The organism is Candidatus Methylacidiphilales bacterium (assembly GCA_028713655.1).
In the GTDB taxonomy this organism is placed as follows: domain Bacteria; phylum Verrucomicrobiota; class Verrucomicrobiia; order Methylacidiphilales; family JAAUTS01; genus JAQTNW01.
Genome location: JAQTNW010000047.1, coordinates 1 through 25688, shown reverse-complemented (window position 1 = coordinate 25688; position 25688 = coordinate 1). Strand labels below are relative to the sequence as shown.

17 protein-coding genes are annotated in these 25688 nt (G+C 55.8%); 6 read left to right on the top strand and 11 right to left on the bottom strand.

From position 1 onward, the window contains the following. Positions 1-130 precede the first annotated feature (130 nt). On the bottom strand, positions 131-868 hold the full coding sequence (locus PHD76_13085) for an AraC family transcriptional regulator (protein MDD5262773.1): 738 nt from the start codon (positions 866-868) through the stop codon (positions 131-133). 436 nt (positions 869-1304) lie between these two features. On the opposite strand from PHD76_13085, the gene PHD76_13080 reads away from it, so the two are divergent. Further along, positions 1305-2096, top strand: a complete 792-nt coding sequence (locus PHD76_13080) for a PEP-CTERM sorting domain-containing protein (GenBank protein ID MDD5262772.1) — start codon at positions 1305-1307, stop codon at positions 2094-2096. Positions 2097-2490: 394 nt separating this feature from the next. Continuing rightward, a complete protein-coding gene (locus PHD76_13075; protein ID MDD5262771.1) occupies positions 2491-4125 on the top strand; it encodes a hypothetical protein in 1635 nt (544 codons plus the stop codon). 42 nt (positions 4126-4167) lie between these two features. On the opposite strand, the gene PHD76_13070 is transcribed toward PHD76_13075, so the two are convergent. The 3 genes from PHD76_13070 to PHD76_13060 form a co-directional block, all read right to left on the bottom strand. Continuing rightward, positions 4168-5910, bottom strand: coding sequence for a hypothetical protein (locus PHD76_13070; GenBank protein MDD5262770.1), 1743 nt, complete (start codon positions 5908-5910; stop codon positions 4168-4170). A gap of 38 nt (positions 5911-5948) precedes the next feature. Then, positions 5949-7211 carry an amylo-alpha-1,6-glucosidase gene (locus PHD76_13065; GenBank protein ID MDD5262769.1) on the bottom strand — a complete coding sequence of 421 codons (1263 nt, stop codon included), beginning with the start codon at positions 7209-7211 and terminating at the stop codon, positions 5949-5951. 149 nt (positions 7212-7360) lie between these two features. After that, entirely contained in the window at positions 7361-8275 is a 915-nt protein-coding gene (locus PHD76_13060) for an AraC family transcriptional regulator (protein MDD5262768.1), read from the bottom strand. Between the two features lie 19 nt (positions 8276-8294). On the opposite strand from PHD76_13060, the gene PHD76_13055 reads away from it, so the two are divergent. Next, a complete protein-coding gene (locus PHD76_13055) occupies positions 8295-11663 on the top strand; it encodes a DUF5107 domain-containing protein (GenBank protein MDD5262767.1) in 3369 nt (1122 codons plus the stop codon). Positions 11664-11667: 4 nt separating this feature from the next. Further along, positions 11668-14469: a glycoside hydrolase family 2 TIM barrel-domain containing protein gene (locus tag PHD76_13050; GenBank protein MDD5262766.1), complete on the top strand. Its 2802-nt coding sequence runs from the start codon at positions 11668-11670 to the stop codon at positions 14467-14469. Positions 14470-14753: 284 nt separating this feature from the next. On the opposite strand, the gene PHD76_13045 is transcribed toward PHD76_13050, so the two are convergent. The 3 genes from PHD76_13045 to PHD76_13035 form a co-directional block, all read right to left on the bottom strand. Continuing rightward, a complete protein-coding gene (locus PHD76_13045; protein MDD5262765.1) occupies positions 14754-16115 on the bottom strand; it encodes a glycoside hydrolase family 30 protein in 1362 nt (453 codons plus the stop codon). A gap of 88 nt (positions 16116-16203) precedes the next feature. After that, the gene (locus PHD76_13040; GenBank protein ID MDD5262764.1) at positions 16204-19032 is read right to left on the bottom strand and encodes a glycoside hydrolase family 38 C-terminal domain-containing protein; all 2829 of its coding nucleotides are present in this window, start codon (positions 19030-19032) and stop codon (positions 16204-16206) included. Between the two features lie 122 nt (positions 19033-19154). After that, complete coding sequence (locus tag PHD76_13035) at positions 19155-19412, bottom strand: hypothetical protein (GenBank protein MDD5262763.1); 258 nt, start codon at positions 19410-19412, stop codon at positions 19155-19157. Positions 19413-19431: 19 nt separating this feature from the next. Between PHD76_13035 and PHD76_13030 the strand changes: the two genes are divergently transcribed. After that, positions 19432-21885 (top strand): hypothetical protein, encoded by a 2454-nt coding sequence (locus PHD76_13030; GenBank protein ID MDD5262762.1) that lies wholly within the window; start codon positions 19432-19434, stop codon positions 21883-21885. A gap of 21 nt (positions 21886-21906) precedes the next feature. On the opposite strand, the gene PHD76_13025 is transcribed toward PHD76_13030, so the two are convergent. The 3 genes from PHD76_13025 to PHD76_13015 form a co-directional block, all read right to left on the bottom strand. Further along, positions 21907-22308: a PIN domain-containing protein gene (locus PHD76_13025; GenBank protein MDD5262761.1), complete on the bottom strand. Its 402-nt coding sequence runs from the start codon at positions 22306-22308 to the stop codon at positions 21907-21909. After that, complete coding sequence (locus tag PHD76_13020) at positions 22305-22553, bottom strand: hypothetical protein (protein ID MDD5262760.1); 249 nt, start codon at positions 22551-22553, stop codon at positions 22305-22307. The genes PHD76_13025 and PHD76_13020 overlap by 4 nt, the downstream gene beginning before the upstream one ends. A gap of 168 nt (positions 22554-22721) precedes the next feature. Then, complete coding sequence (locus PHD76_13015) at positions 22722-23423, bottom strand: hypothetical protein (protein ID MDD5262759.1); 702 nt, start codon at positions 23421-23423, stop codon at positions 22722-22724. A 163-nt stretch (positions 23424-23586) separates the two neighbouring features. On the opposite strand from PHD76_13015, the gene PHD76_13010 reads away from it, so the two are divergent. Then, positions 23587-24822 (top strand): hypothetical protein, encoded by a 1236-nt coding sequence (locus tag PHD76_13010; protein MDD5262758.1) that lies wholly within the window; start codon positions 23587-23589, stop codon positions 24820-24822. Between the two features lie 69 nt (positions 24823-24891). On the opposite strand, the gene PHD76_13005 is transcribed toward PHD76_13010, so the two are convergent. Then, positions 24892-25578 (bottom strand): hypothetical protein, encoded by a 687-nt coding sequence (locus tag PHD76_13005; GenBank protein ID MDD5262757.1) that lies wholly within the window; start codon positions 25576-25578, stop codon positions 24892-24894. Positions 25579-25688 lie beyond the last annotated feature (110 nt).

Sequence of the window (25688 nt, the reverse complement as noted above, 5' to 3'; positions counted from 1 at the left end):
AACTATCTGACCGGGATGGTGAGCTGCTCGCACGACAACAGCAAAACGGCCACCAGCAAGCTGGATAATTTGAACGTGCAATAGAAATGGCTACGGGTTGCTCTCTTGCATGGGAGCAACCCGTCCACTTTTATGATTGTTTCCGGCGGAAGGCGGCGGGCGACATGCCGATCCAACGCTTGAATGCAACAGAAAAGGTGCAGAGGCTGGTAAAGCCGACATCACGCGCGATGCTCTCAATCTTGTTATCCGTACGGGACAACAGAGACACTGCCCTCTGAATCCGGCAGTAGGCCACTTGGTGCATGGGGCTGCGTCCGTGCTGTTCATGGGTCAAACGGCGTAAGTGTTCCACGCTGAGGTTTGCCAGGCTGGCGAGGTCGGTCAGGGTCCAGTGGCGCGCGAGTTCGGCATCGACGGCAGACCAGACGTTTGTCAGTTGCCCTTGATGGGGGCTGGGGCCTGCAAGCTGGCTGGCATAGCCATGGATCAATTCCAGCCAATGGTGGGCTGCGGGCGAGTGTGGAGCATGGTGAGTTTGCCGGTACAGCCCCTCAATGGCATGGCGCAGGGGCCACGGATCCGCGGATATGAGCGTTACCGAATGGGAGGAAACGATGGAACTGCCATAGATTACCCACGCTACGCCCCAGTGCGAGACGGCCACTGCGCGATAGGCGTGCGGCGTCTTGGGTGGCGTAAGAAAAGCCGTGCCGACTTTCCAGCGTTTCCAGGAATTGTTCAACAGAATCTCCCCATGTCCTTCATAACAGACGGCGATCTGGCTGAAGTCGGGGCAACACCGGGTTATGTGGTAGCCTTTGCCAATCATTGAAAACCCGAGCAGCCGCATCTTATAGCCGTTCATCGCGGGGCATGTCTGGGGACTGACCATCCACTCCTTTGTTCGGGTTCCGAGGCTGAAGGCTTCCTGAAAATCTTCGTGCATACCAAAAAGTGGGGGTGCGTGACCTATGACATGGGCAGCCGAGCGCGTCCCTTGACTTTGAAAGTATCATTCATTGCCGGTAAGGGTCAATTTCTTCCATCGACGCTTATGTGCGCTGGCATGGCCTTCGCTATCCCCCTGAGAAGGGGGAATAAACGGGGGGTTTCATGCGTGTTTGGCTCGCGATGGATATCGGAGTTATTTTTCAGCCGTTTTCACGGAAATTGGCCATGTGGATTTCAGAAAACACTTGGTGGATTTGGAACAAGCGCTTTTCCTTGGAACCTTGAGGAGGTCGTGCGAGAGTAAAGTCGGTAGCAGATATAACTAAACCATAAATTTGGGAGCACAACTTATGGAACTACATTCGGATTTGCGTACGGTGACAAGCCTTAGACGGGGATTTGCTATTTCTGTCGTGGCGGCATTTATCGCCATGAGCGCCCAGCGGGCCTCGGCCGCCACACTGATACAATTGACCGGTGGCGACACCACAGACGGCGTGGACATCAGTTCTTTGAGCGTCGTGGCTGGTGGAATTTTCGCGGGTCCAAACCAGACAGGACCGCTTACATGGCAGGGGCAGAGTTTTAGCCAGGACGTCGGCACGACCCTTGTCAATAACATCACGTTCACTTCAAGTCCCACGATGCAATTTCTCGGCGCAAGTAGTGCTGATACCTTTGCGAACGCTGGCTTCATCGGCTCCGCCACGTCGGAGGACAATAACCTGCTGACCCTTGCGAACGCCGGCCTTGCTTTTAAAGGCGGGGACAATACGTTCATCGCCACCGCCAGCGGCCTGACCGCTGGTAACACATATCGCGTGGACCTAATCAGTTCAGCGCTCGGATACGATGCGAACGCCCGCGACACGCAGGTATCACTCAATGGCGATACGGCTACCAATACGATGAACAATGTCGGGGGCAGCGGTCATTGGATCTGGGAGTGGAATGATACCGCCGTTGCCAACGGTAGTGGGCAAATCATTATGACGTTTACCAGAGGCCCCATTGTAGCTTCAGGACCATTGGTCAACGCAATTCTGGTAAGCGCTGTTCCCGAGCCTTCGACGTACGCGATGTTGCTGGGTGGTCTTGGAATACTCATTGTGTTGCGGAGATTCCGCAGTAGCAAAGTGTGAGGGGAGAAGGCAGAGATCGGAAGTCAGAGGGCAGAAGGCAGAAGATAGTAGTCAGAATTTAGAAGTTTGAATTGCCCGCAGCAGCGGACTTTGGAGGGCGTCCGCCGTGGCGGACGTTTTGCATTGAGAACAGGTCACCCGCAAACGGAAAGCGGTGTCAGATTCAAGTTTTAAGTCTTCCACCTTGCCACTGCATTCCATATTGAATCCTGCAGCACCTTCGCTGCTTCACCGCGCTCTGTCGTTTTTACGGATTCCTTGCATTACCCGCCTGTTGAAGCAACAGTACAGCAACAACGGTGTCATTTATGCTCCGCCACCTGCCATGAGAAATGTCATTTTATTTTTAGGAATATTCCTTGGATGTTCGCTTTCAAAATTGGGCGCTGGAAGCGTGGTTACCCTTGCGGATGGCCTTGAGGAGAACGGAAGGCTGTCCCTTAATGCGAAAGCAGTTTTTGTTGAGGGTTTGTCAAAAAGGGAGATCAACCTGCCGGACATTCTCGAAGCGGATTTTTCCGATTCCGACTTCCATCTGGAATACTTTTCCTCTAACGATACACCAGACAAGTTGCCGGGGGATTGGAAGAGTCAAAATATCGGGAAGAACGATGTACCGGGTTCGTTTTCATATTCGCTTGGAGTTTTCAAGCTGGTCGGCAACATTCATGAACACATTGACTACCACGACTCGAGCGAATATTCCTTTTTCATAGGATGCCCGTGGCCGGGCAATGGGCAGTGGACATTGCGTGTAAAGGATTTCAACCCTTTGAATGCAAGGGCTTCGGCGGGGATAGTATTGCGGGAGGGATTCAATCCTGTGTCGGGAGGAAGATTTCAAATATGTGTCACTGGAGAAAATGGCGGATTTATTGAAATGCGCGCGCCCGGTGGATCAAGCTACAGCTTCGGTTTACCGATGGATATCCCGGTTTGGTTGCGGCTGACGCGAAATGAAGCGAATCTCGCCGTCTCAATGTCCATCGACGGCAGGAACTGGGACATTGTCAGTCAAAACACCACCAAATTTTCGACTGATGTATGGGTGGGGCTTTACATTGACAGTGGACAGCAACCCGGAGGCAAGAATACCGTGGACGAGGTTACATTCACTCCCGGGCCGTCCCTGTCTGACATTCTTCCCGCCGGGGTGCTGTTGCGCGATGGATCCTATTTGGCGGGCGGCTTCGGCGGGTTTGACATTACGGGTCCGGATTCTGTCGGAGCTTTCAACCGGAATGGAAAGATGATTTCGATTGCCGCAGCACAAATCGCCACGGTTGTTATTTATCCCACTGGACGCGGTCAGATTTTGAAGCTTGGTCCGAGACCCGGCCTTTTCTTGAAAAATGGGGATTTTCTCGCCGGGGATATTGAGTCCATCTACTGGGAAGATAACGTGCGTATCAATTCGCTGATCCTTGGCATCAATAGTTACGATAGAAATGTGACCAAGTGTGTTGTTTTGAATTCCTTAATGCCGCAGCCTTCCGCTTACGAGATCAGGCTTACCGATGGATCCATAGTACGCGCTACTGGAGTGACTGTGGATAAGAGTCATGTTGTCATCCTGGAGGCATCGGGTCTCAGTGTCACGGTCGATGCGAATGAAATCGAGCAATTCCGTGCGGGTCCGAGCCGGGTACAGGCTCTGCTCGAATTGCCATGGAAGGCCGCGCAGGACAAAAAGCAAGCACCAGTGGAGTGCTGGGAGGGGAACCATCAGGAGCAAATTCTGGCAATCCCAGCCGGATCAGCGCTTAACTTCCCGCTCAAGGGAAAATTTCGCGCGCTCGGAATGAGGGTTGCGTCATTGCCCGGGTCGTCTTCCAATGCGCGCGCGGTTATTCGCATCCTGGCTGATGGGAAGGAAATGGGCCGTACACCATCCATCCATGCGGGAGAACAGCCTCGGTTTGTAAGGTTCCCGATCCAGGACGTCAAAACGTTGACGCTGGCAGTTGATTCCAATTTCATTGGAACGAGGGTGCTTGTCATCGATCCGGTCGCAATACTGGAGAATTAACCTGCATATTCCACCCCTCGTGATATGCAGGTTGGCGTATTTTTATTGGAGCTTCGTCACCGTCACGCTCTGGACGTAATAGCTGCCGGAATTGTAGCGAAAGTTAAAACCCCACATGCTGACAAATTGGGCATCGTCGATCTTCCATTTAGCCGTATTCCAGTCCCGACTTTCCGGCACTTCATACACGGGGAGCTTTTTGTAACCGCTGGTGGATTCGTATTCCAGTTCGATTTTAGCGGGGTGGTTTGTAGGATCACGGCGGATGACAATGCTGATCTCGATCGGTGTCGAAGTATAAGACAGGAAATTCGGATCCACCATGAATGCATTGCCGCCGGGGATGTTGCCGGCGCGGGCTGAACCGCCATAGGCCACGACATCCCGGGCAATCGAATCGCCCAATCGCGTGTGCAATCCCTTTTCGATATTTTTCCAGCCCATGATAATCGAAACGGATTTCGCGTTGGTATAATCACCACCCCACGGGAACGGCTGGGTCTTGTTGGCTTGGGCTTGCGTCACCAAGGGTTCGGGCACTCCGGCCACGAGGATCGGAGAAGCGGTCAGTTCATACGTGCTTGCGTTGGTTGCGTTGCCGGTTACTGGATCCACAATCTGCACCGCTTGGCCGAAATCAACATGATCCGGTTCTGCTTTTGGCGCCCATGTGACCAGAACTGTGCCCTTGGTGCCTTGGAAGACAAAACCGTAATCCTTGTTGTTGAGCAGTACCCAGCCCAGATAGACCGGATTCTGCCCAAGGTGCTGGATCATTTGGGCCATGGCCGTATAGGCAGGACGCGGCTTGCTTTTGGCATCGAGCAGGCCCATCGGGCCGCTGTCGCCATCCATTCCCTCAAACCAGTTAATGGAGGTGACGCCCTGGGCAATGCCCATGGTGTAAGCTTTCACCACCGCCTGTGCCTGGACGTCCGTTCCCTTTTTCGCGTCGCAGCCCAATTCTGTGAAAATGACAGGTACGTTTACATTGGCAGGATCCCGAGCCGCCAGCATCTTGCGGACCGTGGGAACAATACTCATGTAAATGGCTTCGGTTCCGTTATTATCGACAACGCCGCCCAGGACTTCGTAGGGATGGAAAATGACATAGTCGAAATGTCCCTTTGCGCCGTCCCGGATCGCCTGATCCAGATAGTTCACATGGACCGACTTGGCGGCGAGTCCCACCTTGGCGGTGGGATCAACAGCCTTGACGGCGTCATAGGCGCTGACAACGATTTTTGCATAATCCGCCGGTGTTTGGTTGCGTCCGGTGCCGTTGGGTGGTTCATTCCAAACTTCAAAGTATTTCACCCTGCCTTGGACGTGCTTCGCGACTTCCGAGACATAGGTTGACCATGCGGGAAGATTGTTGACAGGCAAAGTGCCCGGTTTGTCCAACGTATTCCACTTTCCGCTTCCATGTAGAATGGCTCCGAAGCCAATGCCATGGTCTGTGAGGTAGCGCATCTGATTGTCCAACACCTCCCAGGTCCATTTTCCCTCCTCGGCTTCGACAGCCGACCAGTTTGTAGCGCATGTCCGGTTAAAGTGAATGCCGATTTCGGCCATTTGGGGAATCCATTTGGCATAGGCTTCCGGCGTACGATTCGTATGGGCGTCGCCACCGATGCCGAACGGGCTAAGGGTTGTGTCTGCAACAGGGGCCGGGTTTTCCGCTGCTGGAGCAACTGTCGTGATCAGCATCAGGCAGGCCACCAATGAAGCTATCAATGGTTTCAACGGCTTGAGCCTGTATTTGTCTCCTGAGGTTGTTGTCATAATTATTTATATAGGGCTAATTTCGTTGCCGGAACGCGTCAAGAAACAACCCCAAGCGCAGCGGCGCGCAGCCTGTCTATGGCCGTCGCCAGCACGCCGGCAGCCCCGCGGAATTGCCAGGAACCGGCCCCCTGGTTTTCGCGATTATACCATTCGTTGAAATCGCCGTCCCTGACGCTGCGTTCCGCCATCGGCAGAAGTACCTCGTAAGCTTCCGCGACCAGCCCATGATCCGCCAGCGCCTGGACCATGCGCCCGCCTAACCACGGCCAGTCGCCGCCGTTTTGGTACGCATAAGCCTTCAATCCATCCGCCACCGTCAAATGTTCCGGATAGATCGGATATGAGGTGATGCCGAGTGTCGGCATGCCGGATTCTCGGACGTTGCGACGCATTGCCGCCAGCGAATTGCTTAATTCCTCGACAGTCAACAAACCTGCCTGTGCGGCCACCGCAGTGCCGCCGTGGTACCAGATTGGCGCTTCATCGAAATCAGGCGGGAACGGATAGCCATCCAGATGGATATGGGGCCGGAACTTCTGGCGTTCGGCGTCCCACAGATGCAGCCGGATATTATCGCGAGCGCGTTGTTCCCATTCGCGCCATTTTATAGCCTCTGCGGGCTGGAGTTCGCCAAGTTGGTGCAAGGCCATGACCCACATTGCGTTGTTGTAGATGCTGATGGCGCGGGTGTCGTCGGGCTGGAGTTCCGTGCCCCAGGCGCGGCCGATCTGCATGTCACCCCAATCCACAGTATTGCCGCCCCAAAGGAGCCCGTGCTCCGGCGAGAGCCGCTCCTGATTCAGATAATCCATGGCGCGGCGAAGTCGCTCCACCACCGTCACGCCCGCAACTTTGAGATCGAGAATGGATTCATCTCCAGTGGCGCGAACATAAATATAAATTGCCTGCACGAGGGAACTTTCCTGATCGGTTTCCACCGTATTTTTGTGCGCAAGGAGCCCCGGTTGCGCCGCGGATTTTCGGTATTTGTAAGGACAAACCGAGCGGTTTATTTCCGGCACGTAACCATCGACAATGTTTCCGTCTTCGCCTTGAAAGTTGAAAAATACGAGCAGCGCCTTGCGAATGGCCGCCGCTTCAGTCACCTCCAGTGCGAGTTCGATGAAAGTGGCGAAATCACGGATCCAGATTTCGCTGTAACCGGAACCTGCGTTGAGTCCGGTGGCGAGCAACTTGCGGGCAAGATCGCGTGTGCGGCTCAGCGTCGCATCGTTCAGGATTCGTGTGGCAAGCTCAGGCGGGCATGCAATGGGCGCAACTTTGAAAGGAGGATTCATGGATGGAATCCATGATTGCCGTCATCGCCGTAAAAACAAATTAAAAAAAGGGTCAAAGCATATTTTGACTCCTTTTCCCCTCTGAATCAGGGGATGCATTCAGACCTGGGTTAGGGTGGTATAAAATATGCTTTGACCCTTTTTTAGACTCACCCTTTGCGGGTGTTGCGGTACGCCTTGGGTGAGCACGACATGGTCTTTTTAAAGATACGGGAAAAATAATAGGGGTCGTCATAACCCACTTGCGCGGCGATTTCGGAGATCGATTCGGTGGTATGGTCAAACAGACGGCAGGCCCGTTGAACCCGGATTCCGATCAAAAACTCGATCGGCGAACATCCAAATTTCTTGCGGAACAGCATTGAATAATGCGGTATGGACATGGCAGATGCCCGTGCGAGATCCTCCAGGCGGATATGCCTGGCAAAATGCCTGCCCATCCATTGTGCGCTGGACGAAACTTTCTCCTCAGCCGTGCGCGCCTTTTCATTCACCGAACGGCGTTGCAGCGCGATTCCGGCAAACAAGTGTCTGAGTTGCGCCGAGGCAAATATCAGTTGCGGCAGCGTATGCGCTTCCTTCAGAGAGTCCCATGTTTGTTCAAACGCGGCTTCAAATTGCGGAAGTTGCGACAGATGGAACAACGGGTTTTCCTCGGAAACCTGGAGCAGTTCCATCAGGCTTGGCCAATCTCTCCCCCCGCTGTGAATCCATGAAATCGACCAGGGATTATCTTCCGCAGCCCCATAAACATGCGCCTGCCCGGCGGGTATGAGGATCGCTGTCCCGGAATGGATCCGATGCGACTGGCTGTTGAATTCGCAAAATCCTTCGCCTCCGAGGCAGGCGATGAATATGGATTCAGAAAGACCCCTGTGGCGATCCACGAAATGTCCATGTGCGGAAGGAAAATGCCCGATGGAAACGGGAAACAATCCGGCAAGCAGGGGATGATCCGCTGCGGACCGGATGAATTTATCATTGAGCACGAGCATCCGCTGGCCGGGGAATCCTTCGCCCCGCTTCCCGCCTGGTTTTTCAATGGGTTGAGATTGGATAATCATAAGATAGTCCAGTTTATTTATGGAATTGTCCATTCCATTTCCCATGTCGAGCCATAAAATTACCGACATGGCCGTGAATTTCACTCCTGTCACGATAACCCGTGAAAGCGTGCTCATTCCCACGTACCCGGAACAAGCGCCGGACAAGAATCCGATGTTTCTCGAAAAACGCGTCTATCAGGGCAGCAGCGGGAAGGTGTATCCGCTCCCGTTTACAGACCGGATTTCGGAGCAACGTCAGGATGTCGCGTGGGACGCCGTGCATCTTGAGAATGAATTCATCCGGCTGATGGTGCTTCCTCAGATCGGCGGGCGCATTCATGCCGGCCAGGACAAGAGCAACGGCTACGATTTCTTCTACCGCCAGAATGTTATCAAGCCGGCATTGGTCGGCCTGGCCGGTCCCTGGATTTCAGGCGGCGTGGAGTTCAACTGGCCGCAGCATCACCGCCCGGCAACCTATCTTCCGGTCAACTTGGAGTTCGAGGAGCATGAGGATGGCGGCAAAACAGTCTGGTTGTCCGATCATGATCCGATGTCGCGGATGAAGGGAATGCACGGGGTTTGCCTGCACCCCGGAAAAGCCTACATCGAGGTCAAGGTGCGCCTCTATAATCGCACTCCGCTGGTGCAAACTTTTCTTTGGTGGGCGAATGTCGCGGCCCGTGTGCATGACAAATATCAATCCGTATTTCCGCCGGACGTGGACTATGTCGCCGACCATGCGAAGCGCGCCATGTCCGCGTTTCCGTTGTGCAAGGGAAGTTACTATGGCGTGAATTACGCGGAACGCAGCCGCACTGGGACCCGCGCCTCCGTCGGCACGACTCCGGTCAGTTCTCCCAACGACCTGAGCTGGTATTGGAACATCCCGGTTCCGACTTCGTACATGTGCATGGGCGGTAACGGCGATTTTTTTGGCGGTTATGACCATGGGAAGGAGGCGGGCGTCATCCACGTGGCCAACCATCATATCTCGCCGGGCAAGAAACAGTGGACTTGGGGAAATCATGAGTTCGGTTATGCATGGGACCGCCAGCTCACCGATTCCGATGGTCCTTACATTGAACTCATGGCCGGAGTTTATACCGACAACCAACCCGACTTCAGCTTTCTTCAGCCGGGGGAAACCAAGACGTTTTCGCAGTTCTGGTACCCGGTGCAAAAAATCGGGCCTGCGCAAAAAGCGAATCTTCATGCGGCCTGCAGTCTTGTGATACGCGGCTTGCGCGCGCGGGTCGGGCTGTGTGTGACGAGTTCGATCCAGGGAGCGAACCTGTACCTCTCAACCAAAGGGAAAATTTTCTGGAATCGAAGCGCGAATTTCGAGCCTGGAAAACCATTCATTGGGGAACTGGAGTTGCCGGAGCGGGTTCGGGAAAGCGATCTTACACTCACATTGATTACAGCAGATGGCGTGGAGCTATTGAGCCACACTCCGCCGCAGCGCCGGGATGGACAAGTACCCCAAGCCGCCACGGAGCCGCCCATGCCGGAGGAAATTGCTTCGAGCGACGAGCTCTATATCACAGGTTTGCATTTGGAACAGTATCGCCATGCCACCCGCCAGCCGGAGCTGTATTGGCGGGAGGCCCTGCGCCGCGACCCGCAGGATGCCCGTTGCAACAATGCGATGGGATTGTGGCATCTGAGGCGGGGTGAGTTCTCTTCCGCAGAAACGCTTTTCCGCCGCGCCATCGAGCGCCTCACGCGGCGCAATCCGAATCCGTATGATGGCGAGCCTTATTACAATCTCGGCCTTGTCCTGCGTTTCCTGGGACGTGACGACGAAGCCTATGCGGCCTTCTACAAGGCGTGCTGGAATCAGGCCTGGCAATCCGCCGGTTATCATGCCCTGGCGGAATTGGATGCCTGCAGACTGAATTGGGATTCCGCACTGGAGCATCTGGAGCGTTCCCTACGCGTCAATACAGACAACCTCCGGGCCCGGAACCTAAAGGTTCTTGTGTTGCAAAAACTCGAGCGCGGGCAGCAAGCAGAGGAACTTCTGAAAAGCACGATTCTCCTCGACCCGCTCGACTTTTGGGCGCGGCATCTGAATCGGGAGCCGCTTTCCTGCGACGCGCAAACTTATCTCGACATCGCGCTCGACTATGCGCGAGCCGGATTTTTCAATGAAACGATCGGTTTGTTGGAAAATTGCCCGCGAGATGGACGCTCGCGCGGGGCGCTGCCGCTGGTACATTATTATCTTGGATTTTTCAACCGGAAGTCGGGACGCAACGAGGAGGCAAAAACTCATTTTCTGACGGGCGCAAAGGCTTCGCCGGATTATTGTTTCCCGGCGAGGCTGGAGGAAATTGAAATCCTGGAGGCGGCCATGTCGGCAAACCCGCAGGACGCGCGCGCGCCCTATTATCTCGGTAATTTGCTCTACGACAAACGCCGCCATGAGGACGGCCTCCGGTTGTGGGAACGGGCTGCGAAGCTGGATCCTGACTTCTCAATTGTCTGGCGGAACCTGGGCATTGCGTATTTCAATGATCTCCGCGACGGAAAACGCGCCCGGAAAGCCTATCAACGCGCATTGAAGGCAAACCCGGCCGATGCGCGCTTGCTCTATGAACAGGACCAGCTTTGGAAAAAACTTGGGGTTTCCCCTCGGGAACGATTGAAACAGATCGAGAAAAACAGGGGGTTGGTTGTCCAGCGCGATGATCTTTCGGTCGAACTGGCGGCTCTGTATAATCAGACGGGGCAACCCGCCAGGGCGCGTGATTTATTGGCGGGCCGGAATTTTCATCCGTGGGAAGGCGGCGAGGGGCAGGTGTTGGGCCAGCATGTGCGCGCCCACCTCGCACTGGGCCGTCTGGCGCTGTCGCAAGGCAACGCCGTTGAGGCGCGAAGACTGTTTGAAACAGCCCTCTCCACTCCGCCGAACCTCGCCGAGGCCCATCATTTGCTTGCCAATCTGAGCAACATTCAATTCTGGTTGGGCGAGGCGTGCGCCGCGCTGGGCGACAAGGCTGCGGCGCGAGAATGGCGGGGCAAGGCTGCGCGCGCCAGCGGTGATTTTCAGAATATGAGTGTGAAAGCCTTTTCCGAAATGACGTATTACACGGCGCTTTCGTTGGAGCGGTTGGGCCGGAAGAAAGCCGCGAGGAAGATGTTCGGCGATCTCCTGGCTTACGCGCGAAACCTTCTCCGGACCGAAGCGAAGATCGATTATTTTGCGACCTCGCTCCCGGCGATGCTCTTGTTCAAGGAGGATTTGCAGTTGCGCCAGACGATTGCCGCCACCTTCCTCATGGCGCAGGCGAAACTGGGCCTGGGCCGCAAATCCGAAGCCAAGACACTTCTTCAAAAAGTCCTTTCACTCGACATCAACCACCCGCTTGCTGCGGACCTAAAAATGGAATTGGAGTAACACGATGCCCACGCTTGAACCTGTCATTGATTTATCTGGGAAATGGGATTTTGCACTCGACCCGAATGCCGCCCCCAGTGGTGGTTTCATTCCATCGGTTTTCGACGAGACGATTCATCTGCCGGGGAGTCTTCAAGCGCAGGGATTCGGCAACGACGTGGCGACTGACACGCCCTGGACTATGGTGCCGGTCGGCAAGAAGCCCTGGTTCACCGAGGAATACTATGCGCCTTATACCCAACCTGGAAATATCAAGATCCCCTACTGGTTGCAGCCGGGAAAACACTACATCGGAGCGGCGTGGTATGGTCGCGACATCGACGTTCCCAATGAATGGAGCGGCAAACGTGTGACGCTGTTTCTGGAGCGCCCGCACATTGAGACGCAGGTGTGGCTTGATGGACGCGAGATTGGCTCGAACAACAGCCTCGCCACGCCGCATATTTATGAGCTTGGCACAAACGTGACGCCGGGACGGCACCGGCTTGCCATTCGCGTGGACAACCGCCTGGTTGTGAATGTGGGCCGCAATTCCCACAGTGTCACAGACCATACGCAGACCAATTGGAACGGCATCATCGGTCGCATCCAGATGTCTGCGGGCAGCCCGGTATGGATTGAGAACGTACAGGCGTATCCGGACATCGCAAAAAAATCCGTGCGCCTCGAGGTGGCCATCGGCAACGCCACCGGCAAGCCCGGACGGGGAACCTTGAACGCCGGTGGTGTGGAAGTGGAAGCGGCCTGGGATGAAAAAGGAGGCGCGGTGGAATTCGAAGTGCCCCTCGGCAATGGAGCAAAACTTTGGGATGAGTTCAGTCCAGCACTGCAGCGCCTGGAAGTGCGGCTTGGCGAAGACACGAAGATCATAACATTCGGCTTGCGCGAAGTCGGAGTGAAGGGGACGCAGATCGCCGTCAACGGGCGTCCCGTTTTTCTGCGCGGCACGCTGGAATGCTGCGTGTTTCCCAAGACCGGCTATCCGCCGACCGATGCCGCGGAATGGAAGCGCATCCTGTTTATCATCAAGAGCTACGGATTCAATCACGTTCGGTTTCATTCGTGGTGTCCGCCGGAAGCGGCATTTGCCGCGGCCGACGAACTCGGCCTCTATTTGCAGGTGGAATGCTCGTCCTGGGCGAACATGGGCACTTCCCTGGGTGAAGGAGAGCCGGTGGACGCGTGGCTCTATGAGGAAGCCCATCGAATCCGGCGCGCCTTTGGCAATCATCCCTCGTTTTTGCTGATGGCCTACGGGAACGAGCCCGGGGAGGACCGGGTGAAGTTTACTGAGTACCTCAGCCGTTGGGTGGCGTATTGGAAACAACAGGACAAGCGCCGACTTTACACCGGCGCCGCCGGCTGGCCGACAATTCCTGAGAATGATTACCATAACATACCGGAACCGCGCCTCCAGACGATCGGAGAAGGACTCAACTCCGGCATTAACCGTTTGCCGCCCGCGACCACGGCGGATTACAGCGGATATATCGATGAAGCTCAATTCCCGAAAACCCGCCGCCTTCTGCAGGAAAGGAATAGTTGGAATTTCGTCGCGCTCGATTCACCGCGCCCCATCATCAGCCATGAGATCGGCCAGTGGTGCGTCTATCCCGATCTCTCCGAGATCCCGAAATATACCGGGCTGTTGAAGGCGAAAAACTTTGAGATTTTCAAGGAAACGCTCGAGGCTGCGCACATGGGCGGCCAGGCGCGCGACTTCCTCGCCGCCTCCGGCAAGCTTCAGATTCTTTGTTACAAGGAAGAAATCGAATCCGCGTTGCGCAGCAAAGGCTTCGGCGGATTCCAGGTTTTGCAGGCCAATGATTTTCCAGGCCAGGGCGCCGCGCTGGTCGGCTGGCTCAATGCCTTTTGGGAGTCGAAAGGTTATGTGACGCCCGGGGAATTCCGCCGTTTTAACTACGCGACTGTGCTTCTGGTGCGGTTGGAGCGCCGTATTTTTTCCAGCCGCGACATGCTGCGCGCTGAAATCGAGATTGCCCATTTCGGCGCGGCGCCGCTGGAAGAGGCCCGGCCTTATTGGAAGTTGGTCGATGATGCCGGACACATGCACGCCTCGGGGGAATTTCCGGCGCTGAAGATTCCGATTGGCAATGGTATTGCCATCGGAAAGCTGGAGGTTTCGTTGAAGGATCTGCCCGCGCCTCGGCGATTCAAGCTGGTCGCCGGACTGGCTGGAACGGAATTCGAGAATGACTGGGACGTGTGGGTTTATCCTTCCGCGCCAGCGGTTAAAATTTCCAGCGACGTTTTGATCGTGCAGGATTGGGACGACTTGCTCCGGCGGGCCAGCGGGGGGCGCAAGATTCTCTTCAACCCGCCGCGCAGCGGGATAAAAAATGGCTTGATAATGGGATTTTCCCCCATCTTCTGGAGCGCGGCCTATACGGCAGACAACCCGCCGCACACCCTGGGTCTTTTGTGCGATCCCAAGCATCCGTTGTTTGCAAAGTTCCCGACTGATTTCCACAGCAATTGGCAGTGGTGGGAGTTGATCCACGGTGCTGCGCCGCTGTTGCTGGACGGCCTGCCGCCCGAATTACAGCCGCTGGTGCAGGTGATTGATGACTGGTTTACCAATCGCAGGCTTGGCCTGATTTTTGAAGCGCGTTTCAACGATTGTGACATCCTTGTCTGCGGCAGCGACATCACTGCGGATTTGTCCAACCGCCATTCTGCGCGCCAGTTCCATGTCAGTGTGCTGGATTACATGGCAGGCCCCTTGTTCAAGCCGCGCTGCCAGATTGATCGGATCGCGTTGGGCAAAGCCATCGGCCAAGCTTAAGCGATAAAGAGTTCTCTCGTTTATCGAGCACCTTGGAGTGCGGCGACAGCTTTTACTATCCCCCTGAGAAGCTCTCCATTATACACAAATACTGGATCGCCACGGCCCAGGATTGGGCCTCGCGATGCCTATCGGAATCGCAGCGGGGCGGCATGGGCGAGAGTAGGACGGAACCCATTCAGGGTTCGGGATGATTTTTTGATTTTACCCAGGGTAGATCCTCGACAAGCTCGGATCAACCCTGGGCTGAAAGACGAAACGGCGTTGCCGTTTCAGCTAACATTCTAATGTTTTGACAGAACCGCAGTGAGGATCGAACGGCGGGGCGATTCCAGGTTCACTTCGCCCTGGTTGAACTTGAGTGTCATTTGAATCGGAGTCTCCGAGCGGTTTAAAATCACGGCAACCAGGCTGCCGTCCGGGTTCTTGCAGGCCGTGACTTCCAGTTCGTCGCGGGAAGAGGTAGTCAGGATGCGTTTGGCGCCGGGCCGGATGAAACGCGAAAAATGTCCGAGATAATAATAGGAACTCTGGTAATGCGCCTCGCCCGTCCGCGTATCGGCCAGGATCGGGGCGCTGCATAGATTACCCACATGATTGGGGCCGCCGGTTTCGTCCAGTACAAGGTTCCAATCCACCCAGCCGACCGTCCAATGGTTCAGATCCTGAATCACCGATTGCGCGTAGCGTTCTCCCGTCAGCCATGAGCCAGGATGCGGCCCGCCTTCCTGGCAACCCTCGGTGAAAAGAAGCTTTTTGTTCGGCCATGCCTCGTGTGTGCGCTGCACGTTCTCGAAAACATTGGCGCTGTACCAATGAAATCCGGCCCCCCAAATATAACGAGCCGCTTGCGAATCACTGTAAATCGTTTTGGCGCGGGCATAAAGGTGATCGCGGTTGTGGTCCCAGATGATGATTTTGACATGTCCCAGCCCCGCGCGTTCCAGTGCCGGTCCGAGGTGATCCCGGACGAAATCGCGTTCCTCCGCGCCGCTGTACACACATGAGTCCCAAGTCTGGATTGCCTCCGGTTCGTTTTGTACCGTGAGCCCCCAGATGTTCACGCCCGCTTTGGCGTATTCCTGGATGTAACGGACATAATACTCCGCCCAGGCTGCACGGTATTCGGGCTTTAATTGACCACCCCGGTTCATCTGGTTGGTGGTCTTCATCCATGCAGGCGGGCTCCAGGGCGATGCGAACAGTTTCATCGTTCCGCCTGACAACTTCAGCGAGCGTTGGATCATGGGCAGCAGCGCCTGACGGTCGCGTTCAATGGAAAATGAGGCCAGCGCCGTGTCACCCTCTTTTTCGCAATAGGCGTAGTTGCCTGTCGAAAAATCGCAACTGTTGATATGACTCCGGCAGAGCGTATAGGCATTCCCGGTTTTTGGGTCGAAATAGGCGCGGAGGATTTCCTCCTGTTTTTTCTCCGGCATTTTTCCAAGGGTTACCGCAGCGGCTTCGGTGAATGCGCCACCGAACCCTTCGATTTCCTGGTAGGAAACGAGGTCGTCAATCCAGACTGTTGCAAGCCTGTTGATTTCCTCGTTGAGGGGCTTGAGTATTTGTGGGGGCTGCGCAGCCAGGCGCCCGGGCAGGTCGCGCGCAGTCAGCCAGAGGGAGAGTTGATGTTGTGTTGTCATAGGTGGAAAAAGGGGTCAAAGCATATTCTGGCTCCTTTCCCTTTAGAATCATGGGGGTGTATTTACATGTACATGCGGATTAGCGTGGTCAAAATATGCTTTGACCCCTTTTTCCGGTCAGTTCCACACTGATGATCTTGCCATGCGGCGCCGGCAATGTAATGGCGGAGCCGGTTGCTTTCACCGGCTGGACCCGTTCCTCGTTGAATTTCACGGTCCAAGCCTCGGCGACAGGGAAGCCGGGGCGAAGCGTGGCGGTTGTGTCCTGGCTCGTTGGGTTGTAGAAACGGACGATGACGGAATCGCGGTCCTCCGCCTTTTTAATGGCGCTCACGACGAGGTTATCGCCTTCCAGACTCAGGAAGCTGTGGCTTAAGGGCTGAGCGCCGGTCTGTTTGCCAAACTGGCAGGCCTTGAGCGGATTGCGCAAAGCGAGGGCGGCCTGATGCAGCCCCTGCGATTTCCAATCGCCCGCATGCGGGAGGAGGGAATAGCGATAGGTGAATTTGCCCAGCGACTGCGCGCTTTCGTCACCCGGATATTCCATCCAGAGGCGGTTGTCGCAAGGGATGCGCAACGGCACGGCGCGCAGGAGTCCCATGGCGACCGTTGTGCGCGGATCATGTTCCAGCACTTCGTAGTCGCGTGGCGTTTCGAGCAACACCGCCAGACCGCGTTTCTTGTCGCTGATGTCGAGCCACATCTGGGCGGGGTGCCGTGCGAGGGCGACTCCGCGCAGTTCACCCGCGCGGCCCGGATCCGCCGCGAATTCATCCACGGTGAACGAGCCTTCGCCTGCGGTGTGCGTGGCCTTGCTGTCGGTTGGGAAACAGACTTTCAGGTAGTGGTCTCGCGCGGTGTTCTCGATGGTGGTTTCAACATCGAGTGAGCGGCTGCCCTTGCGCAGCGTGACGGTGACTGAGATCGGGTAGGAAACTTCATCCTGCGATCTTGCCTGCTTTGCGCGGTCGAATTCGCGCGGAAGCTTCCAGTCAAGACGGATGTCGAACACCACCTGCAACGGGCCATGCATGCGGCAGGAGACCGACGCCGCCAGTCCGCGCGTATCGATGATGCCGTTGTGGTGCGGTTCCTTGGACATCCACATGTTGCCGATTTCCCCGCTGTCGAGGAAGTAATTCAAACCTGAATAGACTTCTCCCGTGGCCTTGTCGGTCAGGTCGAGCGTGCCATCGGCGTTGATATGGACGCTGAGATGCTCGTTTTCCGCGGTGCGCGCGTCACGAAGCAGATCGTCGGCGTAGAGGCGCGGCGGTTCCCAATCCTCGTGCGGATACGGGTATTCGTTTTTGGAGACGGGTTTGATTTGGAACGTCTTGTAGCCCATGGCCGGGACGTTCTCAGCCTGGAAACAAATATGCATCCGTGTGCAGTAATACGGCATGTTGCGGCTGCGCGGATGATAGATGCCCGCGCGGGTTTCATCCTTTTCCATCAACTGTTCGCAAACCGGTTTGCCGTTTTCATCGGTGATCACCAGATGATCGGTCCGCAGATCGCGCGGCAGGTCAAACCATGCTTCGACAATGCCGCTGCGCGGTGCCGCGGTGAAATTGTGGACAGCGGCGAAAAATTCCGTGTCCTTGACGCCGGAGGTGTTGATTTCCTTGGTGATGTCCTGCAAGGCGCGGCGTTCCAGCCCTTGGGCGATGACTTCGGCTTGCTTGATGCGGCTGAGGCAGCCTTCTCCCAAGGTGCGCGGGCCGAGGCCGTGAATGGAGTCGTGGACATGGCTGTGGAAAAGAAGTTTCCAGGCTTTTTCAAGGTAAGTCGTTGGGTAACGCTCGACGCCGTTCAACCATGCGAACGCGGCAAACGGTTCCACGCGGCTCATCAGGATTGTTTCAGTCCTGGCGTGCTCGATCATGAGTTCCGGATGGATGGAGAACACATCCGTATGTACCGCGCCGACGGGGCCGTCGCGCATCGGGCCTTTCACCACATCGAGTTCGTTCTTCCGGTTGGCCAGGGCCTTTTGCAGGTCGGCCAGGTAATCGGTCAGCCGGCTGTGTACCAGTTCGATCTCGTCGCCGTATTGTTTGCGGATTTCGGCGAGAATCTCCGGGGTGAGGGGATGCGGCGCGGTAAAGTCGGTGCCTTCGAAGAACAGCACGGATTCCGGCACGGCGGTGCCTTCCACGGTTTTAAGGACGCGTTCCATGCCGTCCTTGATTTTTTCCGGGTGGAACGAGGTCTTCGGATCCAGGATGTCGTAGAACCAGCCGTAGCCTTCGGAATCGGCAGTGTGAAAAATTTTGCCAAGATCGTCGCCCCAGCGGTACTGCCAGTCCTTGTGCCACGGGTCGCGGTTATAGACGATGGGAATATGCGCGGCGAAAAAGAAATTCCAACGCGCCTCGCGTCCGAGGCGGGATGTGAGCGTCCGGGTGCCGTCGGGTGCTTCCCAGAGGAATTCATGGTACTTCGTGCGCTTCGGGTCCATGTATTTATAGAAGAGAATCGAGTCGATTCCGAAGCCATCGTAGATCTGCGGCAACTGGGCGATCTGGCCGAACGAGAAAACATTGTAGCCGCATTTCAGGACCGGGCCGTATTTTTCAGAGGCGCGGATGCCGGCCAGCAGGTTGCGAATGAGGGTTTCACCCTGGATGGCGGCGCAATCGGCAAGCGTGTACCATGGGCCGAGTTCCAGGCGATTGGCGTTGGCGAGCGCCTGGATGCGTTCGCGGTTTTCAGGCCGGATTTCGAGGTAGTCTTCGAGGATGGTGACTTGGGCGTCAAACAGGAACGATTTGAACTCCGGTTTTGCCTCCATGATGTCCAGAAGCTGGTCGATGCAATCCACCAAGCGCATCCGCGTCCGTTCGAATTCCCAGCGGAACTCCCGGTCCCAGTGAGTATAGGTTACGACATGCACTTTGCGTTTGTTTTTCATAATTTTTTGTAATGGATGAGGCTCTGGATTGATTAAAATGTAAACCGCTAAGTATCCACCCGAGGGGCGAGTTGACAAGGACGGAATTGCCGCAGGGGAGTGGAGAAGTCAGAATTAAGAATTCAGAAGGGAACCAGCACAGGGTTATATGGAGTGTGCCCGCCGCGGCAGAAGCGTTTTTTGTGTCTTATTGGGAAAACCAAAGCGGTGTCGCGCCCGGAGCGCTTGCCACCGCACTCCATATTGCTCATTTGACGACGACGCTTTTTATTCGCGCGTTTTAGTTTTAAGTCATTTACCCCCGCATTCCTTCGCGTCCTTCCTGCAATCACAAGTTTTAAGTCTTCCGCCTTGCCACCGAACAACACATCGTCTTGCATCTATTGACTTAAACTTCTTATGACAGCAAAACCCCGTTTTATTTTTCATATTCTTCCCAATGCGCATCTCGATCCCGTCTGGTTGTGGGACTGGCGCGAAGGGCTGACCGAGGGGCTGACCACCTGCACGACCATTCTTAATTTGATGGAGGAGTATCCCGAATTGACGTTCATGCGCGGCGAAGCGGCGATCTACCAGCACATCCAGAGGGTCGCGCCCAAGACCTTTGCGCGCATCCTTCAAATGGTTCAAGCCGGGCGCTGGGATGTTGTCGGAGGAACACATATCCAGCCCGATTCCAATCTCAGTTCGACCGAGACTCTTTGCCGCCATTTCGAGACCGGGCTGGCCTGGTTCGAGAAGGAAATGGGTGTGCGTCCGCGCATCAGTTGGCAGGCGGATACCTTCGGGCATCCCGCCGGCTGGCCGAACATCCTGCGCAGTTTTGGGATGGAAGGTTTCATGTTTACACGCCCGCAACGGGACCAGTTCAAGATGGAATCCCCGCTGTTTTGGTGGAATTGCGATCATGACGACAGGCTTCTGTGTTACCGGCAGTACCACAAATGGTACTGTTCCGAACGGGACAACATTCACACGGTACTCGACGAGACGCTGGCCGGGACCCTTGCGCAACCCTACCGGAACACCGGGGTTTTGATGGGCATGGGAAACCACGGCGGCGGTCCGACCCGCAGGCATATCGCCGACGTGCTCTCGTGGAGCAAGGCGCATCCCGAGGTGGAACTGCGTTACTCGACACTGCACCGGTTTTTTGACGCGTTGCGCGAGGAAATCAACGGCGAGGCCGCTCCCAAGGTTCCTTCCCTGCGCGGGGAATTCGGTTTCTGCCTTCGCGGGTGTTACTCGTCAGTGCAGAAATTCAAAAGTCTTTATCGCAGCGCCGAGAGGGAAATTGCTGCGGCCGAAGCAACTCAATCTGTCATTTCCAGCCAGATTGGTTCCCCGGCAGTTCAATCATTGCAGGAGGCCTGGGAAGCGGTTCTTTTCAATAGTTTTCATGATATCCTGCCGGGAAGCAGCATCGAACGTGCTTTTGACGATCAAATGGCATGGACGGGCATGGCAGTCCACCACGCGCAGAAGGCGCAACTTGCCGCGCTCAGCGCATTGGCGGACAAAGTGGATACACGGGTGCCGAAGGCGTCCGAACCGGACCGGCCGACCGATGTGCCGATGTTGGTGTGGAATCCGTCGCCTCATCCTTTCAAGGGCCATGTGGAACTGGAGTGCTCCGTCGATTACCGTCCGATCTGGGAATATCATCATCGCCCGGATGAAATGCGCATTCATGCCCGGGACGAAATGGGTCGGCTCCTGCCGTTCCAGAAAATCGAACCCGAACACAGGACGCTTACCTATGTGCCGTGGCGGCGGCGCGCGGTGGTTGCGCTTGAAATTCCCGCGTTTGGCTGGCGCGTGGTGCGCATGGGCATTGCCTGGAAAAAGCTTCCTGCGCAAAGGGTTGCGAAACCCTGCAGGGCTGCAGCGGGCAAACGTCCGTGGATCAGCAACGGCGAATGGAAGGTGGGCGTCAACCGGGGCGGTCTTGCCATTCAATTCGGTAGCACTAACTTTCTGCTCTCGAACAAGAATTTGAGGCTCCTTGTTGTGGATGACCCGTGGGGTTCCTGGGGGGGATTGGACGAACAACCCGGCTCTGCCCGGCTTCATAAAGTCCGCGAAGAATGGAAACTGGCCGACAGTCATGTTTTGGAAAACGGACCGGAACGCGCCCGCCTCTGGACGCGCTGGACCGGCGCCCGCTCATGGGTGGAACTGACCTTTTCCGTCTGCCGTGATACGCCCTGGATTGAGGTGGAGGGGCGCATGCTTTGGAACGAACGCAGTGCGCGCCTTCAACTGGTGCTTCCTTCGACGGGTCCTGCGCTGTGCGATGTCCCGGGAAGCGTGGTGAAGCGAAGCACCCATGGACAGGTCCCGGTTGGACGCTGGTTCCAAAGAAAAAACAGCGCCGGGAATGTCATGGGTGTGGCAAGCGACGTGTTGAGCGATGCGGACTTTTTCGACAATGAGACCCGCCTGACGCTCGCCCGGGCGTCACGCTATGCCTACGAATTGCAAAGCGCCGCCGCTGAAAAACCGTGGGAACCGGCCGTGGATTGCGGCGAGTTGAAATTCCGGCTCAACCTGTTTTCAAACGGCATCCCGGGAGATGCCGTTGCAAGCGCATTACTGAACCCTCCCATGACCTTGCCCGTCACGCCGACTCCGGGTGATCTTCCCGCGAAGGGTTCCTTTGGATTGCTGAGACCTGCGAACGTGCGGCTGCTTTCCGCTCAATGGCTCGGCGGGCGCCTGCAGGTGCGGGTTCAGAATCGCGGCAGCCGGCCTTGCGAAGCCAAATTTCAGCTCGGCAGGAAAACACATTCGCTGGGGAAGGTAGGCCCGCAGCAGATTGTGACGCGTCAGCTTTTGCCATTCCCCTGAGAAGCGTGTGAAACATCCGGGTTAAGGCATCAGAATTTTCATGTCAGGAGCGACATGCTGAAAGTGCGAGGGGTTGAGTGTCACGATCCAGGATGCCTTTTTCCGCCGGGCGAATGTCGCGTGCAAGGAATCGTAAATGCCCCCTCCCATCACACCGCGGCTTTGTGCCTCGCGAATGGCTGTTTCATAGTCAACCCGCTCCAAAGCTTCCACTGTGATGGAATCTTTCAGTCCAAGTGTGAGCTCTGTCGCGGCGTCCGTCGGCACCTTATAAAAGCCGGTGAGCGTGGAGAATGTCTCCGCCAGCGCGTGCGCATTGGTGAACGGACGCGCAGACGCCTCGATTCCCTTGATGCAGACCGTGTGCCGGGGGTGCGAATGCAAAACCGCTCCGACGAGAATTCCGGTATCGAGGAAAGTCATCGCGTATAGTGCCGGGCATGTTCCACAGCCTCTTCAATCGGAGTTGCGGGCACGGCTCCCGTCCAAACTTTCCACTTGCCGTGTTTGACGACCCGACCGGAAGAATTGGCCTCCATTTCCAGAACGATGCGCCCTGGGGTCGCGGAAACCTTGAGTTTTTGCATTCGGGGAATCCCGGCAGCCCGGCGCAATTCCCGCGAAAGGATGATCCGATTCGAGGCATCGAGCACCGCAGTTGTTTGCATGGCATGACTATGGCGTGCTCGTGGCGCGGTGTCAAGCCGACAGCGGCACGGCGCTTTTTACTCGCGACGCATGTCGGAGTTCACTCGCGATGCCTATCGGAGTTGCTTGGGTTTGGAAAGGCAAAGCGGTGTCGCGCCTACGGCTTGCCACCGCACTCCATATTAAAGTCAGTATGTCGCTTCGAGCTTGATGGCGCTGAAAACCATGTCGTCGATGTTGGGCGTTCCGTAGAGGACCACCTGGGAGAACGAGGAGGTGGTGTTGTCGGTAAAGGTGCAAGGGGTGGCGCCGGTCCACTTGGCTCCTCCGAATTGCCATTTGCCGTCTTTTGCCCGTGTTATGGTGAAGGTCTGGAGGCCTCCTCCGTCCAAAATACAGGGTTGGCTGGCGTCAATTTCATGTGCGGCCCAGTGTTTCTCTTCCTTGGGGGGATATTTGTTTTCCTTTACCAATCCCCATTGGGCGGCCCAGGGGGCTTTGACCCTGTGAAATTCAAACGCGTATCCGTTTCCCAGATCGTCCAGCAGTAGAACGAGCAAGCCGTCGTTACTGGTGGCGCCTCCCCATCCCCAGCCTCCGTTGAAGGTGAGGGTCAGAGTGGCGGGATTTGTAAGCACGGGGAACTTTTTGACCAGAGTACCGAGCTCGGTGCCGCGGCCGGCAAGTCTGAATACGGGGCCCGGATTGTTGGCCAGATCGGCCTTGGTCTTTGCGTAGTTGAAGACTGCCCAAGGCTGGCCTGTGGCCGTCCAACCCAGTGATTCGATGGTGGAGGAGTCGGTTACTGTAGTGCTGAAGATTTCGTCAGCGTGGCAATGGGAGGTGAAAAAAAAGGCCGACAGGATAGCAAGCAGCCAGTAGGGTTTCATGGGAAAATCATTTAATCTTTCCGTGGCATGTCAAGATTTATTTTGTTAGGACGTACGGTGCGAATTGACTCAAATGAAATGACACCGAGGGAGTCGTAGGAATGGGGTTAAAAGAGTAACGTTGCCTCATAACTAATGACACCGTGAAAGGATGTCATTAGCCATGAGTCTAGAGAGTCGCAAAGAGGTATTGGAGAAGATGCGGGGCCTGTATGAAGGCCGGGGTAAAGAGGGGCGTAGCCGGATGGTGGATGAGGTAGTGGCCTTATGCGGCTACAGCCGCAAACATGCAATCAAAGTGCTTGGAGGACGGCTGCCTGTGGGAGGCAACAAAGGCCGTGGCGGAGGACCGCGGCGGCGCTATGGGGCGAAGGAATTGGAGGTTTTGAAGCGGATCTGGCTGGGCTGCGAACAGCCCTGCGGCAAAAGGCTTAAAGCGGCGGTGGCCGATTGGTTGCCTTATGATGAGCAAAGTCATGGTTCATTGGAGCCGCAACTTCGAAACAATTTATTGGCCATGAGTGCGGCGACCATCGACCGGCTGTTGGCGCCATGTCGAGTGAGTCTGGGCAGCCGGGGCCGTTGCGGAACCCGGCCCGGAACCTTGCTGCGCCAGCACATTCCGATCCGCACCGAACATTGGGATGTGAAGGGGCCGGGCTGGCTGGAGGCCGACACGGTGTCGCACTGTGGAGGCAATGGAGCGGGGGATTACGGCTGGAGCGTGACGTTGACCGACGTGCATACGCAGTGGACGGAGAACCGTGCGGTGTGGAACCGTGGACAACACGAGGTAATCAAGAGGATAGAGGAAATTGAAACAGCGCTGCCCTTTGCGATCCTGGGTTTTGACTCCGACAATGGGGGAGAGTTCCTCAACTGGCACTTGGTGGACTATTTTGGCCAGAGGGAAAAGAAGGTGGCCTTTACCCGGTCGCGGCCCTACCGCAAAAATGATAACGCACGAGTGGAGCAAAAGAACTGGACGCATGTGCGCCAGTTGGTGGGTTATGAGCGTTTGGAGGATCCCCGACGGGTGGAAGCTCTCAATGATCTTTATGCCAAGGAGTGGGGGTGGTTCAGGAACTTCTTTTGCCCGGTGATGAAGCATCTGCGCACCGAAGTGGAAGGCAGCCGTAAAAAGAGAATCTACGACCAGGCGGCCACACCCTACGCCCGGCTCAAAACCTGTGGAAACATCCAGCCTCAAAAGCTCCAGGAACTCGAACAACTCAGGGGCCAACTCAATCCCTTTGAACTGAAAAAGAAAATCGAAACCAAACTCAAACGGGTGCTGGGACGCGCACCGAAGGGGCGTTCTTCCAGTCGCCCTACGGGCTCCTTCCAGAACGCCCCTTCGGTGTCATTAGTTATGAGGCAACGTATCATCCAAAAATAACCCCTTCGGTGTCATTTTTGCTTGAGGCAACACGCGGTGCGGCAATACTCCATATCAAACCACGGAAGATCATGGATATCCCGCGACGTGCTTGTAGTAGGCGATCTCTTTCTTGAACTTTTCAGACATTTCGAGAGGGCCGTCGGGGGCCGGCAGGAAGGTGAAAACGGAGTGTGAGGTCTCTGTGTTGAGTGCAACAGGCAGGGATGTCTTGATGTCGATCCAAGCTTCATGCTTCTCCATGGCTGGCTTGTAATGGGGAATGTTCAAGACGATGCCGTTGGCTCCGGCATAATGATAACACTTTTTCCCCTCATAAGTCACAGGATCTTTTCCCACGATATCCTTTGGAGTGATCCAGGCAAAAGCCGGGGCATCACATGCCAGATTGAAATTATCGGTTTGATATTGTATGCTGCCTTTTAGAACCGTAAAAACGGAACCATCGGGGTACTCCTTGAAAGTCACGGGCAGATTTGGAATGGACCACTGCTCTGTAGGTGCTCCGCTATCCCAGGTAATCCGGATCCTGCGCACGTTGTCAGCCTGAGTTACTTCAATCTTTTGCGGTTTTCTCGTGTTGACCGGCTTTTGCTGGGGGGAGGATGGAGCAAGAGTGTTGCTTTGGGAGGGTTTGGGATAGGTGATCTCCACGATCCAGGCCGCATTGCCTTCCGGGAATTTCACCAGCGGATCGGCGTGGGCGGAAGTGTTGAAATATGAGAGCAAACCGAAGGCAAGGAGCAGAGTCGGCAAACAATGGCGGAATACAGTTTTTTTACAGGAGGATCGCAAAGGAACGCGATGAGCTGCCATTTTAAAAGCTGATAACACAAATGTGAGGCATATAAAAAGTTTGAAACTGA